General features: G+C 61.4%; 15 protein-coding genes and 2 pseudogenes. 10 read left to right on the top strand and 7 right to left on the bottom strand.

The genetic code is table 11. The annotated features are described in order from the left end of the window. Positions 1–58 precede the first annotated feature (58 nt). Positions 59–2,302, bottom strand: a complete 2,244-nt coding sequence (locus H8F25_RS00665; RefSeq protein WP_197211614.1) for a glycosyltransferase — start codon at positions 2,300–2,302, stop codon at positions 59–61. 21 nt (positions 2,303–2,323) lie between these two features. After that, the gene (locus H8F25_RS00660; protein ID WP_197211613.1) at positions 2,324–3,076 is read right to left on the bottom strand and encodes a DUF4079 family protein; all 753 of its coding nucleotides are present in this window, start codon (positions 3,074–3,076) and stop codon (positions 2,324–2,326) included. 324 nt (positions 3,077–3,400) lie between these two features. Here H8F25_RS00660 and H8F25_RS00655 point away from each other — a divergent pair, with 324 nt between their 5' ends. The 6 genes from H8F25_RS00655 to H8F25_RS00630 all read left to right on the top strand — a co-directional run bounded on the left by H8F25_RS00655 (position 3,401) and on the right by H8F25_RS00630 (position 8,316). Further along, positions 3,401–4,006, top strand: a complete 606-nt coding sequence (locus H8F25_RS00655) for a DUF938 domain-containing protein (protein WP_231596961.1) — start codon at positions 3,401–3,403, stop codon at positions 4,004–4,006. A 133-nt stretch (positions 4,007–4,139) separates the two neighbouring features. After that, complete coding sequence (gene hypE, locus H8F25_RS00650; protein ID WP_197211612.1) at positions 4,140–5,195, top strand: hydrogenase expression/formation protein HypE; 1,056 nt, start codon at positions 4,140–4,142, stop codon at positions 5,193–5,195. 112 nt (positions 5,196–5,307) lie between these two features. Further along, positions 5,308–5,451 (top strand): chlorophyll a/b-binding protein, encoded by a 144-nt coding sequence (locus tag H8F25_RS00645; RefSeq protein WP_197211611.1) that lies wholly within the window; start codon positions 5,308–5,310, stop codon positions 5,449–5,451. Positions 5,452–5,598: 147 nt separating this feature from the next. Continuing rightward, on the top strand, positions 5,599–6,567 hold the full coding sequence (locus tag H8F25_RS00640) for a PfkB family carbohydrate kinase (RefSeq protein ID WP_197211610.1): 969 nt from the start codon (positions 5,599–5,601) through the stop codon (positions 6,565–6,567). Between the two features lie 87 nt (positions 6,568–6,654). Then, positions 6,655–7,200 (top strand): TerB family tellurite resistance protein, encoded by a 546-nt coding sequence (locus H8F25_RS00635; protein ID WP_197211609.1) that lies wholly within the window; start codon positions 6,655–6,657, stop codon positions 7,198–7,200. A gap of 87 nt (positions 7,201–7,287) precedes the next feature. After that, entirely contained in the window at positions 7,288–8,316 is a 1,029-nt protein-coding gene (locus tag H8F25_RS00630; RefSeq protein ID WP_197211608.1) for a lytic transglycosylase domain-containing protein, read from the top strand. Positions 8,317–8,325: 9 nt separating this feature from the next. On the opposite strand, the gene H8F25_RS00625 is transcribed toward H8F25_RS00630, so the two are convergent. The 4 genes from H8F25_RS00625 to H8F25_RS00610 form a co-directional block, all read right to left on the bottom strand. Further along, entirely contained in the window at positions 8,326–10,281 is a 1,956-nt protein-coding gene (locus H8F25_RS00625) for an alpha-amylase family protein (protein WP_197211607.1), read from the bottom strand. A gap of 128 nt (positions 10,282–10,409) precedes the next feature. Beyond that, entirely contained in the window at positions 10,410–11,282 is an 873-nt protein-coding gene (locus H8F25_RS00620; RefSeq protein WP_197211606.1) for an HAD-IIB family hydrolase, read from the bottom strand. 136 nt (positions 11,283–11,418) lie between these two features. Next, positions 11,419–12,930: an IS66 family transposase gene (locus H8F25_RS00615; RefSeq protein WP_197210249.1), complete on the bottom strand. Its 1,512-nt coding sequence runs from the start codon at positions 12,928–12,930 to the stop codon at positions 11,419–11,421. 111 nt (positions 12,931–13,041) lie between these two features. Continuing rightward, entirely contained in the window at positions 13,042–15,165 is a 2,124-nt protein-coding gene (locus H8F25_RS00610) for an HAD-IIB family hydrolase (RefSeq protein WP_231596960.1), read from the bottom strand. Positions 15,166–15,639: 474 nt separating this feature from the next. Between H8F25_RS00610 and H8F25_RS00605 the strand changes: the two are divergent. From H8F25_RS00605 to H8F25_RS00590, 4 genes and pseudogenes are all read left to right on the top strand, one after another. Beyond that, positions 15,640–15,906, top strand: a pseudogene (locus H8F25_RS00605) (lytic transglycosylase domain-containing protein); the annotation flags it as partial. 77 nt (positions 15,907–15,983) lie between these two features. Next, positions 15,984–17,572: pseudogene (locus H8F25_RS00600) on the top strand (IS3 family transposase). Between the two features lie 67 nt (positions 17,573–17,639). Further along, positions 17,640–19,583: a glycosyltransferase gene (locus tag H8F25_RS00595; protein WP_197211604.1), complete on the top strand. Its 1,944-nt coding sequence runs from the start codon at positions 17,640–17,642 to the stop codon at positions 19,581–19,583. 215 nt (positions 19,584–19,798) lie between these two features. Further along, complete coding sequence (locus H8F25_RS00590) at positions 19,799–20,782, top strand: IS5 family transposase (RefSeq protein ID WP_197210200.1); 984 nt, start codon at positions 19,799–19,801, stop codon at positions 20,780–20,782. 772 nt (positions 20,783–21,554) lie between these two features. Here the strand turns inward: H8F25_RS00590 and H8F25_RS00585 are convergent. Beyond that, a complete protein-coding gene (locus H8F25_RS00585) occupies positions 21,555–22,721 on the bottom strand; it encodes a hypothetical protein (protein ID WP_231596957.1) in 1,167 nt (388 codons plus the stop codon). Positions 22,722–23,210 lie beyond the last annotated feature (489 nt).

The raw sequence follows: 23,210 nt of genomic DNA, 5'->3' as shown, positions 1-23,210 counted from the left end.
GGAGTGCCCCTGCGGCGGAACCCCCGAACCGTGAATCCGAGCCGGAGGCGCCAGGCCATCAGCCCGCCTTGACCACCGGCGGGTTCTGGGGAATCAGGCTGCGGCGGAACCAGCACTCCGGGCGGCAGCCGAGCAGCCATCGCTGCAGCACCACCACCAGGGCGAGTGGCTCGGGTGGCGCCTTGCGCTGCGGCCAGAGGCCATCCCGGCTGTAGAGAAAGCGGAACAGGGCCTGTCGCTGCGCCGCGCTGAGGGGGCCCCAGTGGGCTCCCAGCCGCCGGCCCAGACGGGCCGTGAGCTGCAGGGGGAGACGCTCCAACCCTTCGACCTGCAGATCCAGCCACAGCTCCGGCCGGCTCTGCGGCGACTGGCCGGGACGGATCGCCTCAGACGCCCTGCCCGCCAGGGGCCCGTCCCCCTGCGCCCCCTCGGCCTGGGGTGCGGTTGACATCGCAGGCATTGGCTGGAGAGCTCCCTGGCGGGTGGCAACCGGCTGAGTCTCCGTTCCGGTCGGCGCCATCCCGTGGGCGAGGCCAGGCTGCTCCAGATTGCCCGACGCGATGGCCTCCAACCCGATCGCCTCGGGCATCCCTGTCCCCGGTAGCCCGTCTGCCGGCGGCTCCGGCAGCGAGAAACCGGACATCCACCCCTCTGGCAGAAGCAGCTCCACACCCATCTCGCTGATCGCCTCCAACTCCGCCTCCGCCTCCCGCTCGCCCCCATGCACGCGGCAGGGCAGGCGCAGACGGAACCAGGGCTGCGCCGCCAGGCCAGGCCGATCGAAGCAGGCCCGCAGCGCCAGGCTGAGCAGAAACAGGTTCAGGGCCGCCCACACCAGGCTGACCGTCAGCGTGGCGGTGGAGAGGGGCGCCAGGGCGGCCCCCATGGCGGGACGGAGCAGGTTCAGCAGGCTCACCACCTGGAGGCTGAGCAGCACCAGCAGGGGCAACAGCAGCCGCCTGGCCGGCGAGGTGCGGCGCCCACCGGCCAGGGCCTTGGGGGTGACGCGGAAGCGCTGCGGCCTGCCGAGGAGCGTCAGCAGCACCGCACCCACCAGCGGCAGCAGGAAGATCCAGCGGTAGAGCTCCGGCAGCAGGGCCGTGCGCGAGTGTGCACTCAGCCAGCGGACCAGCAGCAGCTGAGCCAGGGCAAACGGCAGGGCATGGAGCAGCAGCCCTTCGCCGCTGAGCCGCAGCGGCACCACCCCCAGCACCCCCAGGCTCAGGGGCATCAGCGCCAGCAGCAACTGCGGCAGTGGCATCAGCCAGTGCACGATCCCCTCCAGGTAGGCCAGGCGCTGCAGGGGGTTCAGTCCCCGGATGGTCAGCGGGCTGGCTCCCGTGCGCAGCACCTGCAGGGTGCCGCTGGCCCAGCGGCAGCGCTGCCGCGCCATCGCCGCCGCCGTCAGCGGTGCCAGACCGGCGCTCAGCTTCTCGGGGAGATAATGATTGCGGTAGCCCGCCGCCGTGATCCGGATGCCGGTGGCCAGATCCTCCGAGGGGGTGCCGGTCTCGAAGCCCCCCACCCGCTCGAGGGCCTCGCGCCGCATCACGAACGAGGTGCCGGCGCAGACCACGGCCCCGACGGCCTCGCGGCAGGGCTCGATCCAGCGGTAGAAGCTCTCCTCATCGGGCATCAACCAGCGCTCCAGTGCCAGGTTGCGCATCACCGGATCGGCGTTGCGGTAGGTCTGGGGCGTCTGCACGAAGCCCACCGGCGCGCTTCGCCTAGCATCGATGCCCGAGCCCAGCTCTTCGAACAGCGGCACGGTGCGCCGCAGAAAACGGCGCAGCGGCAGCACATCGGCATCGAACACGGCGATCAGCTCGCCCTGCAGATGGGGCAGGGCATGGTTGAGGTTGCCGGCCTTGGCGTGGCGGCGCTCCTGGCGGGCCAGGTAGCGCACCCCCAGATCGGCGCACAGCTGCTCCAGCTCCGGCCGGCCACTGTCATCGAGGAGCCAGACGCGGAAGCGGGGATAGTCGAGATCGCGGCAGGCGCGCAGGCAGCGCTCGATCAGCTCGGGCGGCTCGCCGTAGCTGGGAACCAGCACCTCCACCCACGGAAGCGGCGCAGCCGGCAGCGGGGATCGCTCGTCCCCTCGTCCCGGTCCGGACGGCAGCCACAGGCTGAACAGCAGCTCCAGGAAGCTGCTGGCGATCAGCAGGGCCTCGGCCGCCAGGGCCGTGACGCTGATGGCCGCCGCCAGGGGAGTGGCGAGGTTGAGCGTGTCGGTCGCCCGCCAGAGCAGGTAGCGCAGTCCCAGCAACAGCAGCAGGGCAACCGCCCAGGGAAGACGCATCGGACGGCAGGGCGCGGGGACTCAGGTGGCCGGGGCTGGAGTGGAGGGAGCGGGCGCGTCGGCCGGGGGCGCGCTGGGTGGAGCGAGCGGCGGGCACGTCTGACCCACCGGATCGCAGGCGTAGATGGTGGGCTTCTGCCAGCTCAGCGGGATTTCGAGCAGATCGCGGGTGCCTGTGGCGGCCTGGGTGACAAACAGCAGCGCCGCCAGCACATTGGCGCTCAGATGCAGGCGTCGCCAGCGCAGGCTGCGCTGGATCTCGGGTCTGGCGGCCACGGAGAACAGCAGCAGACCGATCAGGCCGGCGCCGCCCCAGTAATGCGACTGCCAGAAGCCAGGCGAGAGGGGATCGTCGCTGAGCCGCCACACCTCCGGCTGGCTGCCCAGACCCAGCATGCCGACCCAGGTGAGCAGCGCGAACACAGCGCGCAGGGCCGCAGCACGCACCCGCAGCAGCGACGCCAGCGCCAGGGCCGTGCCCACGGCCACCAGGGCCAGCAGTGCCAGCCGGCCGGGACCGCCGGCGAACTGGGCCAGGGGCCCCTTGGTGCTGATCACCACCACCAGGGCCAGCAGAGTGATCGCCACCACCGCCACCGCCAGGCCCCTGCCCAGATCGGTGTGCTCCGCACCGCTGCTGACCGGCAGGCGGCTCCGGCCGAGCCGGCGCAGGCGCGTGCGGCGGGCCAGATACAGAACGATCCCCAGCAAGGGATAGGCGATCACCACCATCAGCAGTGGATGGAGGATCCAGAGCCAGTCGATCGGGGTCACGAGTGGGCGGCACAGCCGCGGAACGCTAGGAATTCCCTGCGGGCCTGGCTGCATTGCGGCGCACAGGCCTGGTACTGCACTCAGCAGCGTCGCTGACGCAAGGCAGGCGCGGCGATCGCCCCGGAGATTGCCAGCCCGGCAGCGCGTCAAGGGCCAGGGGGCTGATGCCAGGCCGTGTCAGCCCCTGCATGGGGATGTGACGGAAGCATCGGCCCAGCAGGCCAGCATTCAGTCCTGGAGCGCAACCATGTTGCGGCGACAACGGACCGCAGCGCCCCGCTCCTGCAGCCCACGGCCAGCAGTTCACTCCCCAGCGAAAACAGCGTGCTCTTCTCCCCTGCCTGCGAACGCAACAAGCAGCCGATCCTGTCGATGCTGCGCGACTGGCTGCAGCCGCCGCTGCGGGTGCTGGAAGTCGGATCGGGCAGCGGCCAGCACGCCCGCTTCTTCTGCAGCCAGCTGGCTGGCCTGCACTGGCAGACCAGTGAACGGGCCGAGGCCCTGGCCGATCTGCGCGCGGCGCTGCAGGAGGCTCCGGTGGAGCTGGCGGCGGGAGCGTCGCTGCCGGCGCCGCTGGAGCTGGATGTGACCCGCGCCGAAACCTGGCCTCCCGGACCCTGGGATGCGGTGTTCAGCGCCAACACTTGCCACATCCTTCCGGAGACGGCGCTGCCACCCCTGCTGGCCGGCAGCCGCAGGGCACTGCAGGAGGGCGGCCTGCTGCTGCTCTACGGCCCCTTCCACGACCACGGCGTGCACACCGCGGCGAGCAATGCGGCCTTCGATGCCCACCTGCGCAGCCTCGATCCCGCCATGGGGGTGCGTGATGCGGCGGCGCTGCTCGAGATGGCCCGTGGCCTGGGCCTGGAGCCCGTGGCGGATGTGGCGATGCCGTCCAACAACCGGATGCTGGTACTGCGGGCCTGCTGAAACCGTGCCTCCAGCCGCTGGCCCCATGGGCTGACCTGCGGAGGCGGGAGGCGGTTGGCAGGTGGGCCAGGCGGAAGACCCCGCGCCGCTGCCAGGCTGCGGCCACGGCCCCAGGCGAGCGACGAACGCGGTGATGCAAGGCAGTCCCTCCCCCGCTGAGCTGCCCGGGGGCAGCGAGCCCGAACGCATCCGCCTCGCCCATGGCGGCGGCGGCACGCTGATGCGCGCGCTCATCGAACGGGAACTGCGGCCGCTCTACGCCGATCCCGCCCTGGCGCTGCACGATGCCGCACGGCTGCAGCTGCCGCACGGCCGGCTGGCCTTCACCACCGACAGCTATGTGGTGACGCCCCTGGAATTCGCCGGCGGCGACATCGGCAAGCTGGCGGTGATCGGCACCTGCAACGACCTGGCGATGGCCGGAGCCCGGCCGCTGCATCTGAGCCTGGGGCTGATCCTGGAGGAGGGGCTGGAGCTCGAACGCCTCCGCCGCCTGCTGGGCTCGCTGCGTCAGGCGGCCCGCGACTGTGGCGTGGTTGTGGTCACGGGCGACACGAAGGTGGTGGAGCGGGGCAAGGCCGACGGCCTGTACATCAACACCAGTGGCATCGGCCTGCTGGAGACGCCGGAGCCGATCGGCCCGGAGCGGATCCGCGCCGGCGATCAGCTGCTGGTGAGCGGCGATCTCGGGCGCCACGGGGTGGCGGTGCTGGCGGCCCGTCACAGCCTGGACCTGCAGCCCCCGCTGCCCAGCGACTGCGCGCCGCTCTGGCCCCTGGTGGAGCAGCTCCTGGCCACGGGTGTTCGGCCACGCTGCCTGCGCGACCTCACCCGCGGTGGCCTGGCGGCGGCCCTGCAGGAACTGGCGGAGGCCGGCGGCCACGCACTGGTTCTGGAGGAGGAGCGCCTGCCGGTGTGCCCAGCCGTGGCCCGCTGCTGCGACCTGCTGGGCTTCGATCCGCTGCATCTGGCCAATGAGGGGCGCTGTCTGCTGGTGGTGGCACCGCAGGACCTGGAGACCAGCCTGCAGCTGCTGCAGCCGCTGGGGGGCGGCTGGATCGGCGAGGTGCAGCCCGGCAGCGCCGGGGGGAACGGCGCGGCAACGGCTCAGGTGCTGCTGCGCACGCCCTTCGGCAGCGAGCGCCTGCTGGCACCCCAGAGCGGGGAGCTCCTGCCTCGGATCTGCTGACCCCCCCGCCCGGCGGGACCGAACGGGCAGGTCAGCCGAACACCATCGACCCGCCGAGCGGCTTTACACAACGCTACAGTTCCTTTACGTTTCGCAAAGACGCGACATCCCCATGACCACTCCCACCTCCCGCTTCGGTTTCGTGGCCTTCGCCGAGACCTGGAACGGCCGCCTGGCCATGCTCGGCTTTGTGATCGGCCTCGCCACCGAACTGCTCACCGGCCAGGGCATCCTCAGCCAGATCGGTCTGGGCTGATCCCATTCAGCTGCGACACACCATCTGACAAAAGCCCGGTGGAGAACCACCGGGCCTTTTTGTGCATGGACGGCCTCGGCGCATCCGGCACAGCACGCCTCGCTTCGCCGACTCCTGCAACACTGAAAGCCCCACGCCTGTGGGCCCATGAGCCTCCCCCCCGCGTCCGCCGCTGATCTGACGGCGGTGCCCTTGCCCCTGGAGCAGCTGCCGCCGCTGCCGCCTCTGCGGCTGGCGGTCCTGGGGCATGTGGAGGTGGTGCGCTTCGTCGAGGTGGCCGAGCTTCCCCGGCCTGGACAGATCATCAAGGCCCTGGAGGTGCATGAGGTGCCCGCCGGCGGCGGTGCCGTGGTGGCGGTGCAGCTGGCGCGACTGCTGGGGACTCCCGTCCCCTTCTTCACGTCACTGGGACGCGATGCGGCCGGTGAGCGCGCGGCGGCGGAGCTCACCGCCCTCGGGCTGGAGCTGCACGTCGCCTGGCGGGACGACGCCCCCACCCGCGAGGCGATCACCTTCATCGATGCCGCCGGCGAGCGCACGATCACGGTGATCGGCGAGCGCCTCACCCCCACCGCAGCCGATCCGCTGGCCTGGGACCTGCTGGCGCAATGCGACGGCGCCTTCATCACGGCCGCCGATGCCGAGGCCATCCGCCTGGCCCGCGCCGCACGCTGCCTCACCGCAACTCCCCGCACACGGCTGGAGATCCTGCGCGAGGCGGGGGTGCGGCTGGAGGCCCTGATCGGCAGCGCCCTTGATCCGGCCGAGCGCTACGAGCCCGGCGACCTCGATCCCGCACCCTCCCTGCGGATCGCCACGGAAGGAGCCGCCGGCGGCCGCGTCTTCACCCGGGACCACGCCGACGGTGAGCGCTTCGCGGCACCGCAGCGCGACCGGCCGGTGCGCGACACCTACGGCGCCGGCGACTCCTTCGCCGCCGGCGTCACCGCTGGCCTGTCGGCGGGATGGGATCTGGCCGCCACCCTCAGCCTGGGCTGCCACTGCGGCGCCGCCTGCCTCGATGGCCGCGGTCCCTACCCCGGACAGCTGCGCCGCCGCCGGAGTGATGGCAGGCTGAGCTCTCCAGCCCCCTCCGGGCCCGACGCTGCTGCCTGACTGCGCCGCCTGACACCCCTCAGGCACCGGCGCGGTGTTGCGGACACTGCGTCGCGGCATGGGGTGTCTCCTGCGATCGAACCCGCCATGAGCCTTCCTCCCTCCGACGCCGCCCTGACGCCACCAGCCAGCCGGGATCCGGATCGGGTGCTGCTCCGCCTGCTGTGCTGCATCGCCTGGAGCGACGGCGAGGTGTCGGCCAAGGAGCGGAAGCTGCTGCAGTCCCTGGCCACCGAGGTGCTGCTCACCGAGGAGGAGAAATCCGAAGCCGCCGCCGAGGCGTCGTCCCTGGTGGCGGACACCCTGGGCCTGCCCGCCATGGATGCGCTGATCCCCCAGATCCAGGGCCACGACCAGAAGCAGCTGGCGGTCAAGCTCGCCTACATGGTGATCCGCATCAGCCGCGAGGACGGCGAGAGCAGCCCGATCAATGCCCGCGAGAAAATCGCCTACCGCCGCCTGGTGGAGGGCCTGGGCCTGCCGGAAGGGGAGGTGCAGGAGGCGGAATGGGCCGCCGAACAGGACCTCCGGCAACACACCAACCTCTGGAGCCTGCTGGCCAGCCGCTTCGCAGGCTTCGGCGCCTGGCCCGACGAGGCACTGCTGGCCTCCCCCGACCTGCCGCGCCTCTGAATCGCAGGGCGCTGCTGCGGAGCGGTGCCTGTCGATGGTGCCGCCGCCTAACCTCCGCCGCTGTGCGTCTCCGCCTGGATGGGCCCCATGCTTCGCCGCCTTTCCTCCCGGCTCACTCCAGGCGCCGCCGGCGGTGGACTGGCCCTGCTGCTGACCCTGCTGGGGCCCGGCTGCACCACCGCCTCACTCCTGAGCGACATCGCCACCGGAGCCCCTCCCGCCCCTGCTCCGGAGCCCTCCACCACGCAGGTCGTCGCCTTGCCGGAGCATCCCAGCTGGCCCGCCAGCGCCGAAGGGAGGCGCTACCCGCTGGTGCCCAGCGATCCTGGCCGGCTGGCGACCCTGCTGATTGCCGTGGAGGAGGCCCTGCGCTCCGCAGACACCCCGGTGGAGCAGCTGCCGGTCCTGGGTCACCAGCAGCAGGTGATCTATCGGGTGCTGGGCCACCGGCGCGAGCTGTCCGAGCGGGTGCGCGCTCAGCTGCCGCCGCGCTGGCAACGGGTGTTCGATCTGCACCTGGCGGCACGGCGGGAGTTCATCTCGATGCATTCCCCCAGCCGCCGCCCACGCCAGGTGCCGGCATGGCGGATCATCGCCCCGGAACCGCCGGAGAACCTGCTGCGCTACTACCGCGAAGCCGCGGACGCCACGGGCATCCCCTGGCAGGTGCTGGCGGCGGTGAATCTCGTGGAGAGCGGCATGGGCCGCATCGATGGCATCTCGGTGGCGGATGCACGCGGGCCGATGCAGTTCCTTCCGAGCACCTGGGCCGAACCCGGCATCGGCAAGGGAGGCGACATCCGCGATCCACGCACCTCCATCCACGCCGCCGCCCGCTATCTCGTGCGCCGCGGCGGGCTGAAGGACATCCGCCGGGGGCTGTGGGGCTACAACAACAGCGACGCCTACGGCAGGGGCGTGCTGCATTACGCCCAGCTGCTCAAGGAGGATCCGGCCGCCTACACCGGGCTGTATCACTGGCAGATCCACTACGCCGCCGCCGGGGGCGACCTGTGGCTGCCGCAGGGAACCCATCAGACCCGGCCCGTGGCTGTGGCCACGTTTCTGAAACAGTCGCCGGCCAGCGCACCACCGTCGGGATCCTCCGGGTATTGAAGGGGGCCTTCAACCGCGCCGGGTGAGCCAGTGAAACTGAAGCGGTGGAATGATCAGCTGGCCATCCTCGAGGTGCGGCGACGCGCCCGTGCACTGATCCACCAGGTGACCAACCGCTGCAAAGCCCTCAGACGCCAGTTCATGCTGCGCCACCCGATGGGGCCTGACATCGAAATTGGCCATCACAAGCACGTGATCGGAGGGATTCTGTGGATGGAGGCGCAGGAACCCGAGAAGGTGTGGGTGATCAAAAGCGAGCAGGGAGCGATTATTCAGATCCGCGAAAGCGGGCAGAGAAGCGCGCACCGCAATCAGCCTCTGGATCCCGCTGAACAACGTATGCTCGATCGTTCCAGGCAGATTCCTGCGAGCGGCTTGCTCCCAGTCCAGTCCACCGCGATGGACCCAGCGACTGTCGTCACGCTTGGCAGGATCCTCGCAATAACTGTAATCGTTGAGCGTGCCGACAGCATCTCCATTGAACAACAATGGGATGCCGCCGAAGGAAAAGATCATGCCATGCAGGAGGAGGATGCGCTGGATCGCCTCAGCCAGGAGCTCCTCGTTCCCCGTTTCAAGCGCCGATTCAAGCCCCACAAGAGAGGCGAGAGTGCCGCAGATCCGTGCCGCGCCGGTCTGCTCATCACGGTTGAAGATGAGACCGCGGGGCTGACCATCAAAAACCCCGGTGAAATAATCCGCCAGGAAGCGGCGATGGGGCAGGGGATCATAGCCGGCAACACGGATATCCTGATCGTCAAATCCGAAGCCGATATCATCGTGGCAACGGGCATAGTTGAGCCAGGTCGTTCGCGATGGTTTGGCCGGCAGGTTGCGAACCCCCTGAGTGAGCAACCGGGCATTTTTCGTGGCAATCGCTTCCCAGAGCAGAGCCATCAGAGTTGCGTTATAAGCCACATCGCATTCGCTGGATGAGATCGCATCCGCACCGAAGTATTTGACAACCTCCGATGGCGCCACGATCGCTTCAGCAATGAACAACGCAGCCGGCGCACTCACCTGGCAGCAGTCCTTCAGCAGGGCCAGGATCTGATGCACATTGGGATCATTCTGACAGGAGCTGCCGATGCGCTTCCAGAGAAAGGCAACCGCATCGAGACGCAAGACATCGACGCCCTCATTGGCCCAGAACAGGATGGTGTCGAGCATCGCGATGAAGACCTCAGGATTGGCATAGTTGAGATCCCACTGATAGTCATGAAACACCGTCATCACCCAGCGCTGCATCGACGCATTCCAGGTGAAGTTGCCTGGACTGCTCTGGGGGAACACCTCAGGCATCGCCTGCTCGAAGCGATCGGGGATGCTCCGATCCGGGAACGTCAGGTAGTAGTTCTGGAAGCGCTCCTCGCCGGCTTTGGCCCGCTGGGCCCATTCATGCTCGTCCGACGTGTGATTGAGAACGATGTCCAACGCCAACAGGATGCCGTGCTGCCGGAAGGCACTGGCCAGGCGCTGAAAATCCTCAAAACTGCCGGCGCGATCGTCGATCTCGCGGAAATCGCTGATGGCATAACCGCCATCGGATCGACCCTTCGGACACTTGAGGATCGGCATGACATGAACCAGGTTCACGCCAAGCTGACAGAAGTAGTCGATCTTATGGACGAGATCAGAAAGATTCGCGGCAAAACCATTGGCGTACAGCGCCATTCCAACCCACCGCTGTGAGAGAAACCAGGCCGGGTCACGCTCGCGTTCCTGATCAAGCACCATCAGCTCACGGGGACGACGCAGTGCCGCTTCTGCCAGCGTTTTCACCAGCACCTGACACTGATGCTGGAAATCATCCCGCTGACCGTAGAGAGCCTGGAAACGCGCAAAGATACTGGCAGAGTTGGCACCCAGACGCGTATAGAAACAACGCAGAACCTGCGCCTCACCCTCGAGCCGGAGTTCATTCAGGATGGCAGTCAGCAGGGAGTGGAGGTTGGGTTCGTACATGCCTTCGAAGGCGCATCGCGTGGGCTGGAGCGGGATTGGTGACGGCATCCTCGGGCGGCAACGCCGTCACACCCAGGACAACGCACCGATGTGGGCCGCCGTGATCAGGTTCAGCATGCAAGCGGATCTCAGCCGTGGCCACAGGCATGAATGGATGTGACAGCGGCAGGGAGGGTGCGGATCTGATCCGGATAGAAATGCGACAAGCCTTCCAGGATGCCGGCGGCATAGTTGCCATTCATGCCATGGAAGCCACCGCGGGCCACATAGAGCTGGCCTGAGGTGCTCGCCGCGTCGGCGAGCTGGCGTGCCTTCGCGATGATCGAGGCGGAGGCGTTGGCGACGATCACACTGGCAATGTCGCTCTCGAAGATCTCCAGATCATTGCCACTGTCTCCTGCAAACAGAGTCTGCTGAGGACAATAGTCGTGGCCAGTCATCAGAAACCGGATGGCGCACAGTTTATCTGCCGATTCAGGAAGGATATCCAGAAGGCCGATGTGGTTGATGTCATCCACACTGAAGATCAGTTTGGTCGCCAGCCTTTGAGCCCTCAGCAGGGGCTGAATCTCAGTGCGAAGCTGTTCGACGTCCGCTTCCAGCGGATGATAGAAACTGAGCTTGTACCGGCCCTGCTTGCTTGGCTCCTGCAGGGTCAGTGGAGTGACATCCTTGAGCAGCGCGGCCAGCTCCTGCCAGCTCTGGCCGCGCCAACAACGCGCATGGCGCTCATCCCAGTCGGGACAACGCCACCGGGAGCCGCCGTTCACCCGATACAGCGAAGCACCGACATCCGCAATGAGCCAGTCCGGCACCGGCAGGGAATAGCGCTGCATCGCCGCTTCGACGCGTGCGAGATCGCGGCCGGTCACATAGGCCAGATGTACCGATTCACGGTCAACAAACTCCTTCAGGAGCGGTCTTGCCTGCGGAGACTCCGGCAGCGTCCCATTCGGGAGCAGGGTGCGGTCGAGGTCTGTGCAAAGAAGAAAGGTGCTCATCCGAAGGCGGTGATGGAGTAACAACAGAGATCAAGAACTGTAAGCGTTCAGGGGTCGGGACACCCCAGTGCGTCAGTCAATCTCCGATCTCTCCTCTGAGAGGGGCCATCTGTTCCTTCCACGTGTGATCGCTGCCTCAGCGATCCGGCACCAGCGATGGCATCACGCCGCCGAGGCGATGGGCAATCCAGGCCTGCTCCAGGAATTGCCAGACATCGCGGCCCTGCTGCCGCAGGGTGGCGGTGACGGTGAGCAACCGGCTGCGGCAGATGGCGCCGCCGGAGGACTGGACGCCATGGCTGATCTTGCGGTGAATCACCGATTGCCGCAGTGCCCGCTCGGCAGCGTTGTTGGTGGGCTCGATCCCTGGCGTTTCCAGAAAAGTCCAGAGCGCCTGCTTGCGCTGCAGCAACTGGCGACAGGTTCGCACCGTCTGGGCCCAGGGCGTTTGCTCGCCCCGCTCACAGCCCAGATCCACCACCCGCTGCAGCGTGGCCTCGAACGCCAAGCGGAGGGGGTGGCATCGATGCAGGAGCTGGGGCCGGTCGATCGCTCCGCTCTTCCACTGGTGCCAGTGAGCGAACAGATGCTGCTGCAGAGCCAGCATCTGGGCTCCGATCTCCCTGCTGGCGCCCTGGCGTTCAGCGATGGCCGCCAGATCCCGGATCAGGTGGGCCCAGCACAGCTGCCGCTGCTCCACGGGCAGGTGGTTGTAGGCCGAGAAGCGATCACTCACCACGATCCCTGCAAAGGTATGGCCCAGAAGCTCCATTGCCGCTGCACTTGAGCGGCTCAGGCCCTGCAGGAACACCGTAACCAGTGGTGTGACCATGACCCACTGCCAGCCGCGCCTGCCAGCAGGATTACAACCGTCGGCGTTGCCGGTGGGGGCGCCGGTTTCATCCACGTAGGCCACCGGCTGCTGCCGGGCCACCTCCAGGGCTTCCTCCACCGCCTGCTGCAGGGCTGCGCTCAGACGTGCCCGGATGGTGGCGATAGCGCCGCGGCTGATTTCCACACCCAGCAGCTGATCCAGCAGCGCCTGGGTTCGGCCGAAACTCAGGGGAAAGGCGCTGCCCAGCAGTCCCACCAGGCCGCTCAGGCGTGGGCCGTAGCGGCTGGGCTCCACATCCGCCGGCAGCTCGGCGCAGGTGCTGGTGGAGCAGCAGGGGCAGACCAGACGGTGCAGACGGTGTTCGATCACCACCGGGCTGATCGGTGGAATCTCGATCACCTGATGGCGCAGCGGCTCCGCATCCTCCCCCTGTAGCAGGGTGCCGCAGCGGCGGCAGGCGTCCGGGTGGTGCTCGAGCACCTCATCCACACGCGCGATCGGCAGCAGCTCCGGCCCTGCTCCCGGGTGCCCCTGCTGACCACCCCGCTTGCGACCAGTGCCTTTGCAGCGGGTGGGCGGCTTAAAACCCGTGCCGTCACTGGAGGGCGGCTTGGAGGAGTTGCGGGAGTTGCGGCCGATCCGCTCGCGCAGGCTGGCCAGTTCCGTCGCCAGGTCGGTGAGCTGCGCTCGGAGCTGGTCGTTCTCCTGCTGTTGTCTCTGGAGCTGTGCAAGAACCTCAAGGAAGCCAGCCCTCACGCCCACCGGAGTGGAAGCCCAGTCCGCTTCTGAAATCCCGGCCGGAGGGGTGGTCATCGCAGGAAGTCTCTGCCTGAGATGCAACCGGGATTCAAGCCGACGTCAAGGGTTCAGTCGTATCGATGTTCGCGATGAGCTGTCCCGCCCCCCTGAATGGGTACCAAGAACTTATGAAGACAGGCTGCCTGCGGAGAAGAATTGATAGTGATCGATGGCCTCCAGAATGCCACCGGCATGGGCCCGCTGCGCGAAGTAAACACGCTCACTGCCACTGAGATCTGACAGTTCCTCCTGGTGCCGATTGGCCACCACAACTCCGAGGGTGTTGCCACGGAGCATGTCATCATCACCCCCTGATCCTCCCGTCACCAGAATGTGATCCAGCGGAATACCCCACTGACTGGCGACAAAACGCAGCGCCTGCCCCTTGGAGGCCCGCTCTGGAATGATGTCCAGATACTGGCCAAAGGAGAGGGTGGCATTGACCGACAGCTCCTGCTGGCGCAGCAGTGACTGAATCTCATGGATCGGCGGCGCGACGGCGGCGTCGTAGTAGTAGGACGCCTTGAAGCGACTCTGCTCACTCTTCGGCTGCGGGCGCAGGCCAGGAACAGACTCCAGGATGCGGCGCATCACCCTGGGTGTCCAGAGATGGTCGATGTGATACGTCCAGGCCAGATCACTGATGAGTTGAGCTGAATACACAATTTCCGTTCCGAGGCTGGTGATCAACACATCGGGAGTGGGAATGCCATAGCGCTTGAGGATCTGAAGCACAGAATCCAGCCGACGTCCCGTGGCAATTCCAAACACAAATCTGCGCCGCTGCTGACGGACGGTTTGAATGAACTCCCGCAAAGCCTCAGCATCGCCAAGCAGGGTGTTGTCAATCGCGGTGACAATGGCTCGATCGCGATTGCGCGGAATCACCTGGGCAGCCGGCGGGATGGCCAACGCAGGCCGGGAGACGATGAGAGGCTGAATGCTCTCCAGATAGCTGCTGGCATGGGCATCCCAGGAGTAATGCATCGCCACATGACGGATACCGTTGGCCGAGAACTCGTGCCAGAGCGCCTGGTCCTCAAGGATGCGCAGCAACGATTCGGCGATGGCCTCCTTGTTCAGAGGATCGACGAGAAGGCCATTGCGACAATTGGCGAGGATATCGACAGGACCGCCGTTTTCAGTCGCCACCACGGGCAGACCACTGGCGGCGGCCTCCAGCAGGGTGAGCCCAAAGGGCTCGGTCAACGCGGGATTGATGAACACTCCCCGGCTGGCGGATGCACGCCGGTAGAGAAGCGGCACATCCTCAGAGCTGTGATGTTTGGGGATCGCAACCTGCCCATAGAGGTCATAACAGTCGATGGTGATCAGAAGGTCGGTGAATACCGCCTGAGTCTGCTCCGCCAGCTCGCGCAGATCGTCACGGTTGCCGGCGACAATCACCAGATTGGCGACACGGCGCAGCGGTTCAGATTCGCCATAGGCTTCGACCAGCGTGATGATGTTCTTGCGCTGATCGGGTCGTGACAGCGCCAGGATCATCGGCTTGGCCGGATCATGCAGGAATGGGGACAGACGAGGCCGATCCTCCAGATGCTCGCCGGGTCGTGGCGGATAGAACTGCTGCAGATCGGTGCCCGGGGGAATGACCTTCATCCGCTCGGGAGGATAATAGTCATAAAGCTCATATTGATCTTCAATTTCATTGCGGGTACTCGTAATGATCAGCGAAGAGGTACTGAGCGTCTCTTCTTCGGCGGCAACTCGATCCTGAATATGGTAACTGTCTTCAATTTTTTCCAAGGACAGCCCAAGCCCAAGCAGGCGGCGGAATTTATCGCGGCCCAGCGAATGCCCCGTGTGCACCAAGGGAATACCTGTGGCGCGTGTCAGACGGGCGCCGACATAACCTGCATCGGCATAGTGACTATGGAGAACATCAGGTTGTCGCTCCTGCTGCTGCAGCCAGGTGAACAGATTGTCAGCAAAGGTATCGAGGTATGGCCAGAGAGACTCCTTGGGTAGATACTCCTCAGGCCCAGCATCAATGCGGATGATGCGCGCATTCTCAGTCAGGATCTCAACTGGATTGGCATAGTCATCACTGACGGCTGGATCAACGATTCTGCGCGTGACGAGATCCACCCGCGCAACTTCGGGCTGACGCGCCAGGGCCTTGGTGAGCTCGAGAACATACTTGGTCTGCCCACCCGTGTCAGCATCGCGTCCTAGCTCAAGATTCTGACCTCGAATCAGACCATGGATGCTGATCAGGAGAATAAACAAGGGCAACGGTGCGAGGGACGCTGAACGATGATGTCGTCAGTGGAAAGCACAGGTTTCGCATAGAAGAACGACCTGCCGGACAAGAATCAAACGCGCCTTGAAAAAGGAATGGAAATATCTGCGCCTGAAACTCACAATCCCATTATTGCCCAAAAAAGAGATTTTGTCAAGACTCCCAAAGAAAACAAGGCTAATCAGGGCCCTTAAGCATGCCAGCAGTGAAGAGAGTGAAGATGGACCGGAGTGACAAGGAGATCTACATTACAGACTCCAGAATGGCCTCTGACTCAACAGATTATAAAGCGATGAACGACCATAGCTTGCGATTCAGTCGCAATGTGGCTGGCGGCATGTATTTAGGCCCATGAAATTGGGAATCAAGGCCATGCACAGAACCAGGGATGGCATCAAAAAGGTGGTCATGCAGATTTTGCTCCGCACATGCAGTTCATGACACCCAATCCTCAGGCGTAATTGCTGCGCTACTACCGCGAAGCCGCCGCCGTCACGGGCATCCCCTGGCAGGTGCTGGCGGCGGTGAATCTGGTGGAGAGCGGCATGGGCCGCATCGATGGCGTGTCGGTGGCCGATGCACGGGGACCGATGCAATTCCTGCCCACCACCTGGGCCGAACCCGGCATCGGCAAGGGCGGCGACATCCGTGATCCGCGCACCGCGATCCACGCCGCCGCCCGCTATCTGGTGCGCCGCGGCGGCCTCAAGGACATCCGCAAGGGCCTGTGCCCCCTCTGCCAGGAAAGATGACGCCTCTCCATCGGGACCACTTTCACCACCAGGGGGCTTGATGGAACAGAGCGATGCGTCGTTACAGCGAGGCCGTCAAGGCTGATGTCCGTCGTCGGATGGGGCCGCCGCACCGGCAGAGCGTGGCCCAGATCTCAGCCGAGCTGGGTATCCACGTGATCACCCTCTACAAGTGGCGCAAGGCCTGGCGCCTGCAGGGGGAGGTGGTGCCCGCCAGCCAGAAGGATCCCGAGGGTTGGGGCTCCAGCGACAAGTTCACCGTGGTCCTGGAGACTGCGGGGCTCAACGGCACCGAGCTTGCGGCCTATTGCCGCGCGCGGGGCCTGTTCCCCGAGCAGGTGGACCGCTGGCGACAGGCGGCCGAGGATGCCAACGCACAGCCGCTGCTGACGATGGCCGAGCAGAAGGACCTCGAGAAGCGCCACCAGGCTGATCGGCGGGAGATCAAACGCCTGCAGCAGGAGCTGCCCCGCAAGGACAAAGCCCTGGCGGAGGCGGCGGCACTGCTGATCGCCTCAAAAAAGATCCAGGCTTACTGGGGAGAGGACGAGGCGGATTGACCTCGCCCGAGGATCGGCGCAAGGCCCTGGAGATCCTCGATGCCGGTATGGAAGCTGGCGCACGGGCCTGCCAGATCGCCGAGCTGCTGGGCGTGGGTCTGACGACCCTGCAGCGCTGGAGGCGTCATTTCGCCGGTGATGGGGGCGGCCTGGATCGCCGTAAAGGCAGTCCACGCCACGTGTCTCATCGCCTCACGGACGAGGAGCGTCAGCGGATCCTGCTGACCTGCAACGAACCGGAATTTGCTGCTCTGCCGCCGGGACAGATCGTGCCGATACTGGCGGACAGGGGGCTCTACATCGGTTCAGAGCGCAGTTTTTACCGCGTGCTCCACGCCCATGGGCAGGCGCACCGCCGCGGCCGAGCCCGCCCTCCGCAGGAGCCGCGTCCTGTTCCGCGCTTGAGGGCTGACGGGCCGAATCAGGTCTGGAGCTGGGACATCACCTACCTGCCCACCAGCGTCCGGGGCATCTGGCTCTACCTCTATCTGGTGGTCGATGTATGGAGCCGCAAGATCGTGGCCTGGGATGTCGCTGAACGGGAAGACGCCCAGATCGCGGCTGATCTCGTCAGCCGAGCCTGCCTGCGGGAGCGCATCAGTCGCCGACGCCCTCAGCCCTTGATCCTCCATGCCGACAACGGCAATGCCATGCGGGCCGCCACGCTGGAAAGCCGCCTGGAGGAGCTGGGTGTGCTCAGATCCTTCTCCAGGCCGAGGGTGAGCAACGACAACCCCTTCTCGGAGTCGCTGTTCCGGACGGTGAAATACCGGCCGGACTACCCAAGGCGCCCCTTCCCCAGCCAGGCCGACGCCTGCCGCTGGGTGATGACGTTCGTGGACTGGTACAACGAGCGGCACCGCCACAGCGGCATCCGGTTCGTGACACCTGTTCAGCGACACACCGGCCGGGCTGTCTCCATTGCTCGCCAACGGGCTGAGGTCTACGAACAGGCCCGCCAGCTGCACCCGCGTCGTTGGAGCCGCAGCATTCGCTGTTGGCATCAACCGGAGGTGGTCTGGATCAATCCGCCACCACCAGAAAACGGCATCACTCCGGCTACATTGGCGATGGCTGCCTGAACGGCGGCAGGGGCGTCATCTTTCCTGGCAGTTACCGTTCTAACTTGCCTAGCACATCCGTCCTACCATGCAAAATCCCAAGGTCAGCATCATTGTTCCAGCCTACAACGCAGAAAACTCAATCGGGAAATGCGTCGACAGCATAATACAACAGTCCTTGTTTGATATTGAGATTATTGTTGTTGATGACTGCTCGACCGACGAAACCCCTCGCATCCTAACGGATCTTGACAAGCAACACAAGCGATTAAGGGTAATTACAAACGAAGAGAATAAGAGTGCTTGCTATTCCCGAAGAGTCGGAATTCATGCTTCCAATGGAAAGTACATTATGTTTGTCGACGCCGATGATGCACTAGAGAAGTTTGCATGCGAAACGGCCTACAACGCAATAGAAACCAAACAAGTAGATATCCTACAGTTTGGAGTAGCCGTTAAAGCTGTCAAGGCTACCCCTGGTCAGATTGAGTGGTTCGAAGACTTTTTAACTTACAAGTCAAAAGACCGCATTACGGGTAATCTATTACGTCATTGCTTTGAATCGAAAGTCTTTGGTTTTACGATTTGGAACAAGATCTACAATGCACGGCTAGTCAAAGTTGCGGCCTCCAATCTTCCGACTCAGCCCATCTATAAAGCCCAGGATTTACTGCTTCAGTTTTTTATTTTACTATATGCGGTCTCTATTGATTCTATTGGCGACAGTCTCTACATTTATTCCTACGGAACTGGGGTCACTGGCGGTCGCAAGTTTACCTTGTCAAAAATTGCGATTCACATGGCCCAAGCTGCTATTGTCCGAATTATCTATGATTTCTTGCTAAGCCGAGGCTTGCTGAGTCTTCATGAAGAAGTGGTACGCTTAATAGCTTACGATTTGATATCTGACAATTTAGCAACTGTCACGTTCTGTATGGGAACTGCCTTAGAAAGTCATGCAAAAGCATTGTTCTTGAGGCATTGGGGCGACGGATCGAGTTGCACGGGCGATGCTTTTAGCGATAGCTTATCATTATTTCTGAAGCCAGTTTATCATTTATCAGAGTCAAATCCTTTGTTTGATAAACTTCATCAGCAAGGAGTCCTTGATGATTATCAGAGAGGCGTTCACGAGCAGGTCAAAAGAATCGAACAGACCCTTCTGAATGATCCTGAACCATTCATACCTATCGTCATGGCATCGAACGAGGCTTATATCCCTTATTTAGCTGTCGCCATTGAATCGATCAAATCCACCACAAAAACAAAGATATACTTATTTATATTTTATACAGACCTTGAGGTCGAAACAATCCAGCGTGTACGTTCTTTGTCAACGACCAATCTTCATATTGAACTCATAGATGTAAGTCCTTTCATTGACATCGATACACTTTATACAAGGGCGCACTACAGTATTGAAATGTACTATCGACTTATTATTGCTGAGGTTTTCTCATATTTAGCCAAAGTCATTTATCTTGATTGTGATATTGTTGTGATGTCTGACTTGCACGAGCTTTACCAAGTTGATCTTGGGGAAAATATTCTTGCAGCCGCCAAGAATCCTGTCCATAAGTTCATGGCTTCATACCTAGAAGACAGGCTTAGATTCAGCCGTAAAGAGTATTTCAATTCGGGTGTTATAATAATAAATACAGAGGCTTTTATTCGCAATAATACCAAACAGAAGTGCTTGTCGTTTTTAAGCATTAACGATTCGCTGGCGTGCCCTGACCAAGATACATTGAATGTTGTCTGCCAAGGTCAAGTCACATTTATAGATCAACGCTGGAATTTTCAATGGCATCATGGGCTAGTCAGCAGACAGGAAAAGAACTTTGCAGATCTCTTGGAGGATGAAAAAGAAGATTATTATAGCTCCGGGAATAATATTCGGATTCTTCACTACACTTCTAACATTAAGCCTTGGAACGAGCCTTCAGAGAAGCTTGCAAACTATTTTTGGACATACGCGAAGCAGAGTCCTTTTTTAATTGACATCTTGAATGCAAATATTAAGAGGGTTTGAGCCGCCTAACTTTCTGCCTTCTGATCAAAAAGGTAATTCCTCGCCATTGGTCATGCCATCGGAAATCAAGAAAGCCCGTGAACGTTGGCATGATTCAAATTTCAGAGTCCACGGTAATTGTGTGCTTCCGTAAGCGGTTCCAAGAAACTGCTGTTAGGGAACCCCTGAAAAACCCGATAGAATCAGTACAGTTCCAATAATGAGACTGGCAGCGGATGGCGGCCCCCCTCCAGTTGGGTTTCACGGACTACGAGCAGACCTACGCCAAGAAGAAAACGCGCCGGCAGCGCTTCCTCGATGAGATGGAAGCCACAGTGCCCTGGGATCCTTTCCTGGCCTTGATTTCGCCTGTGTACCACAGGCCTTCTGCCAAGGGCGGGCGCCCACCGTTTCCGCTGGAGGTGATGCTGCGCATCCACCTGCTGCAGCAGTGGTTCACGCTTTCCGATCCCTTGATGGAGGAGATGCTGATCGATACCCCCTGCTTCCGCCGCTTTGCTGGGATCGACATGGTTGAGGACCGGATCCCTGACGAGACGACGATCCTGAACTTCCGCCACCTCCTGGAAGAGAATCGGATAGCAGAGCAGATCCTGGAGACGGTGAACCAGAGCCTGCGGGAGAAGGGCGTGATGCTTAAGGAGGGTACGATCCTCGATGCCACAATCATCAACGCTCCCAGTTCAACCAAGAACAAGACGGGCGAGCGGGATCCTGAAATGCACTCGGTGGCCAAAGGCAACCAGTGGTTCTTTGGGATGCGGTGCCACATCGGTGTGGATGCAGCCTCGGGTCTGGTCCATTCCGTGGTGAGCACGGCTGCCAACGTCCATGAGCTGAACACGGCACCCGATCGCGTCCATGGCGAGGAACGCGTGATCTACGGCGACTCTGGCCACATCGGCATCGAAAAGCGTGAGGCGTTCAAGGACTGCGAAGCAGAGATGCGCATCGCCATGAAGCCCGGACAGCGCCGAGTTCTACCGGACACCCCAGAGGGAAGACTGCTGGATCTGATGGAGGCGGCGAAAGCACATGTCAGGGCAAAGGTGGAGCATCCATTTCGGATCATCAAGTGCCAGTTTGGATTTCGGAAGGTCTTCTACCGAGGCATCCGCAAGAACAACCTCAAGCTGACGATGCTGTTTGCCCTCGCCAATCTCTGGATGGTGCGCGAACGTTGTCCTTCTACAGCGTAAATGACAGAATAAGTGTGCCATCTTGAGGGTGAGCAGCCAAAAATGATCGGGGAACTCACGAGAAATAAGCCAGTCAGGCCCTGGATTGGAGCACCTGGCGAGTAGCCAAGGACAAAATACCCCACTTGTGTCTCATTGACGAGAATGAGACACGCTTGCGCTCAATTCCCGGTCTTGATCAGAGCTTCCTTAGCTGACTACATTGGACGCATCGTTTGACACTGCCTGAATCTGATTCCTTCATCTGGTTCCCAGGTACAAGAGAATCCCATCAACAGTTAAGGTGGATCCACCAGCGCTGGCGAACAGAAGATGCCACCCGCAAAGAAGCCAACGAAGCAGGGTTGATTATTGATCGATACCGTCTGTGCTCCGGTGGATATCCATCATTCAACCGATCTCTCACTGTTCAATCAAGCCAGAGAGGTGACAGATATCCTGATCCATACGATGAATGCGAATGTCAGGAATGCCTTTGGCTATAAGTCTCGCCCACACTGAAGAAAATTCGGACAGCAAGTGCTAGCGGTTGGCAAGAAGAAGCCGACTGGAGCTTCATGAAGTCCTTTTTGCCTACTGGCTACATCCTCTATTCGTCACAGAAGCAGGGATGAGGCAACAATCAGAACTCATGAGCGCGCCACCGGCTTGAACATGAACTGCGAGCAGATGTGGATTCGGGACCAGTCTTTTTGCGGCCTGGCCCCGATCTCCCTCTCTCAGGAGTTCTTAATCTGAAATAAAGTATGCTAATTTAATCGGAACTACAATTCTAATCTTGTTCGTCAAGAATAATACTTTTTTTCAGCTGACTTAGCTCATCCATTAGACGCAAGTTTTCCGATTCAAGGGAGATAATTCGATGGCTCTTGTCTACCCATACTTGCGATAGTAAGGTTAGCAACCGAGACACACTCTCAGGCGAATAACCCAGTCTGGAGTCCGATTTGATATCTGCATCCCAAATGAGATTATCGTTTTTAGCCTGAACCATGGGGAACCGACTCTCTTCTCCCCAGAGAGAGTCTAGATGACCAAAATAATTGTCCTTGACCCACAGATCTGAATGATTATAATAGCTTGAATAGCTAAGTACTTCGTCTTCTGAAGGAATATAAGCAGGAGAATCAGAAAAGTGCTTCGAAAAGTAATTGGCAATATTACCTCTAACTGGATTGGGCTTGTTATCAATTATTAATGGCAGCACCTTGTTGACTTCGGCAAGGAATAGGATGCCATCAAGTCCCAGCTTCTCGTTAGTCTTAGGCGGGATTATCATATCAGAACTGAAGCCAATGCCGCATGATTCGACGAAGTCGTGAATCAGGTCATTCTTGAATAAGGCATCTCTTCTAAAGAGTCGCACGCATAAGTTAGATTCTCCAAAATAATTGCTCCAGCGTAGGATTGATTCTTTATGCATGCAGAGATTGTGAATATATGGGTTTGATGGCGAAGGAAGAGAGGTGCCAGTTAGTCCGCATTTGACGCCTGTCGACCATGCCGATATTGCCGTATCAATGGGCTTTCGAATGTATAAAACAATAGTAACTGAGTCAAATAGTGGCGAAAGAAACCTAGCGAGAGATTCAATTTCTTCCTCATTGGTCAGACGCGAATGAAGGTGCTCTGAAGATATTAGAAATGTGCCTTCCGGATGGCAAAGTGTGTGTTGTATTAAGCGGGACAGAGTCTCACTTCTTTTTCGACTACGTTCTTCCAATGAATTCATTCCATGCTTTAACGCCATTTCATCCTTTCTTGCGTCCGAGTAAAAACAACAGGTAAAGAGTGAGTGGTTTGACCAACCCAGATAATCCGGTATTATCACCCCTAGTTCAGCATATCTGTTGGAATTAAGGCGGCAATACTCTTGAATCGCAGTGGTCCCCGTTTTTTCAGTACCGATATGTAGAAGCAGCCTGGGTCTTGGAGTCAAAGGAGGAGCGGTTAGGATCCTGTAATTTTACCTCAAATCTCACAACAGGTCTCTCTTGTTCTTTTCTTCTAAGGACTCTCTTGGTAACAGGGATTTGAAGACCGGCTCAGGTATGACTCTCGACGACTGGGCCTCTGGTTAGGCTCAAGATTCTCCATCACAGTCAGGCACATGTCTTACCTATTCTTTGAGTGGAACTGGACGACGCACTTTAGTCTCAAGAACTACTATTTTACCCCTAACAGCATCAAGATCAACCATCGCTATGCCAAAAACAGATTGGTCAGCGCCGACAGCACATTGACCTTATGGCGGTTCTTCACTATGCCACGCAGCCGGTTCTTCTGAAAGCCGATCTGATGCTTGTCACCCAAAAGGGGTGCTCGCCATTTGCGCGGATGTGCGCCTACTTCAAGCAGAAGCCGTTCCGGCTAGGGCCGTCTCGATCAAGTCTACGTAGGTCAGGTCATTCATGTTGGCAGAAGTGTT

The sequence above is a fragment of the Synechococcus sp. CBW1004 genome (assembly GCF_015840715.1).
Taxonomy (GTDB): Bacteria; Cyanobacteriota; Cyanobacteriia; order PCC-6307; family Cyanobiaceae; genus Cyanobium.
This window is presented reverse-complemented; position numbering and strand designations above follow the sequence as displayed.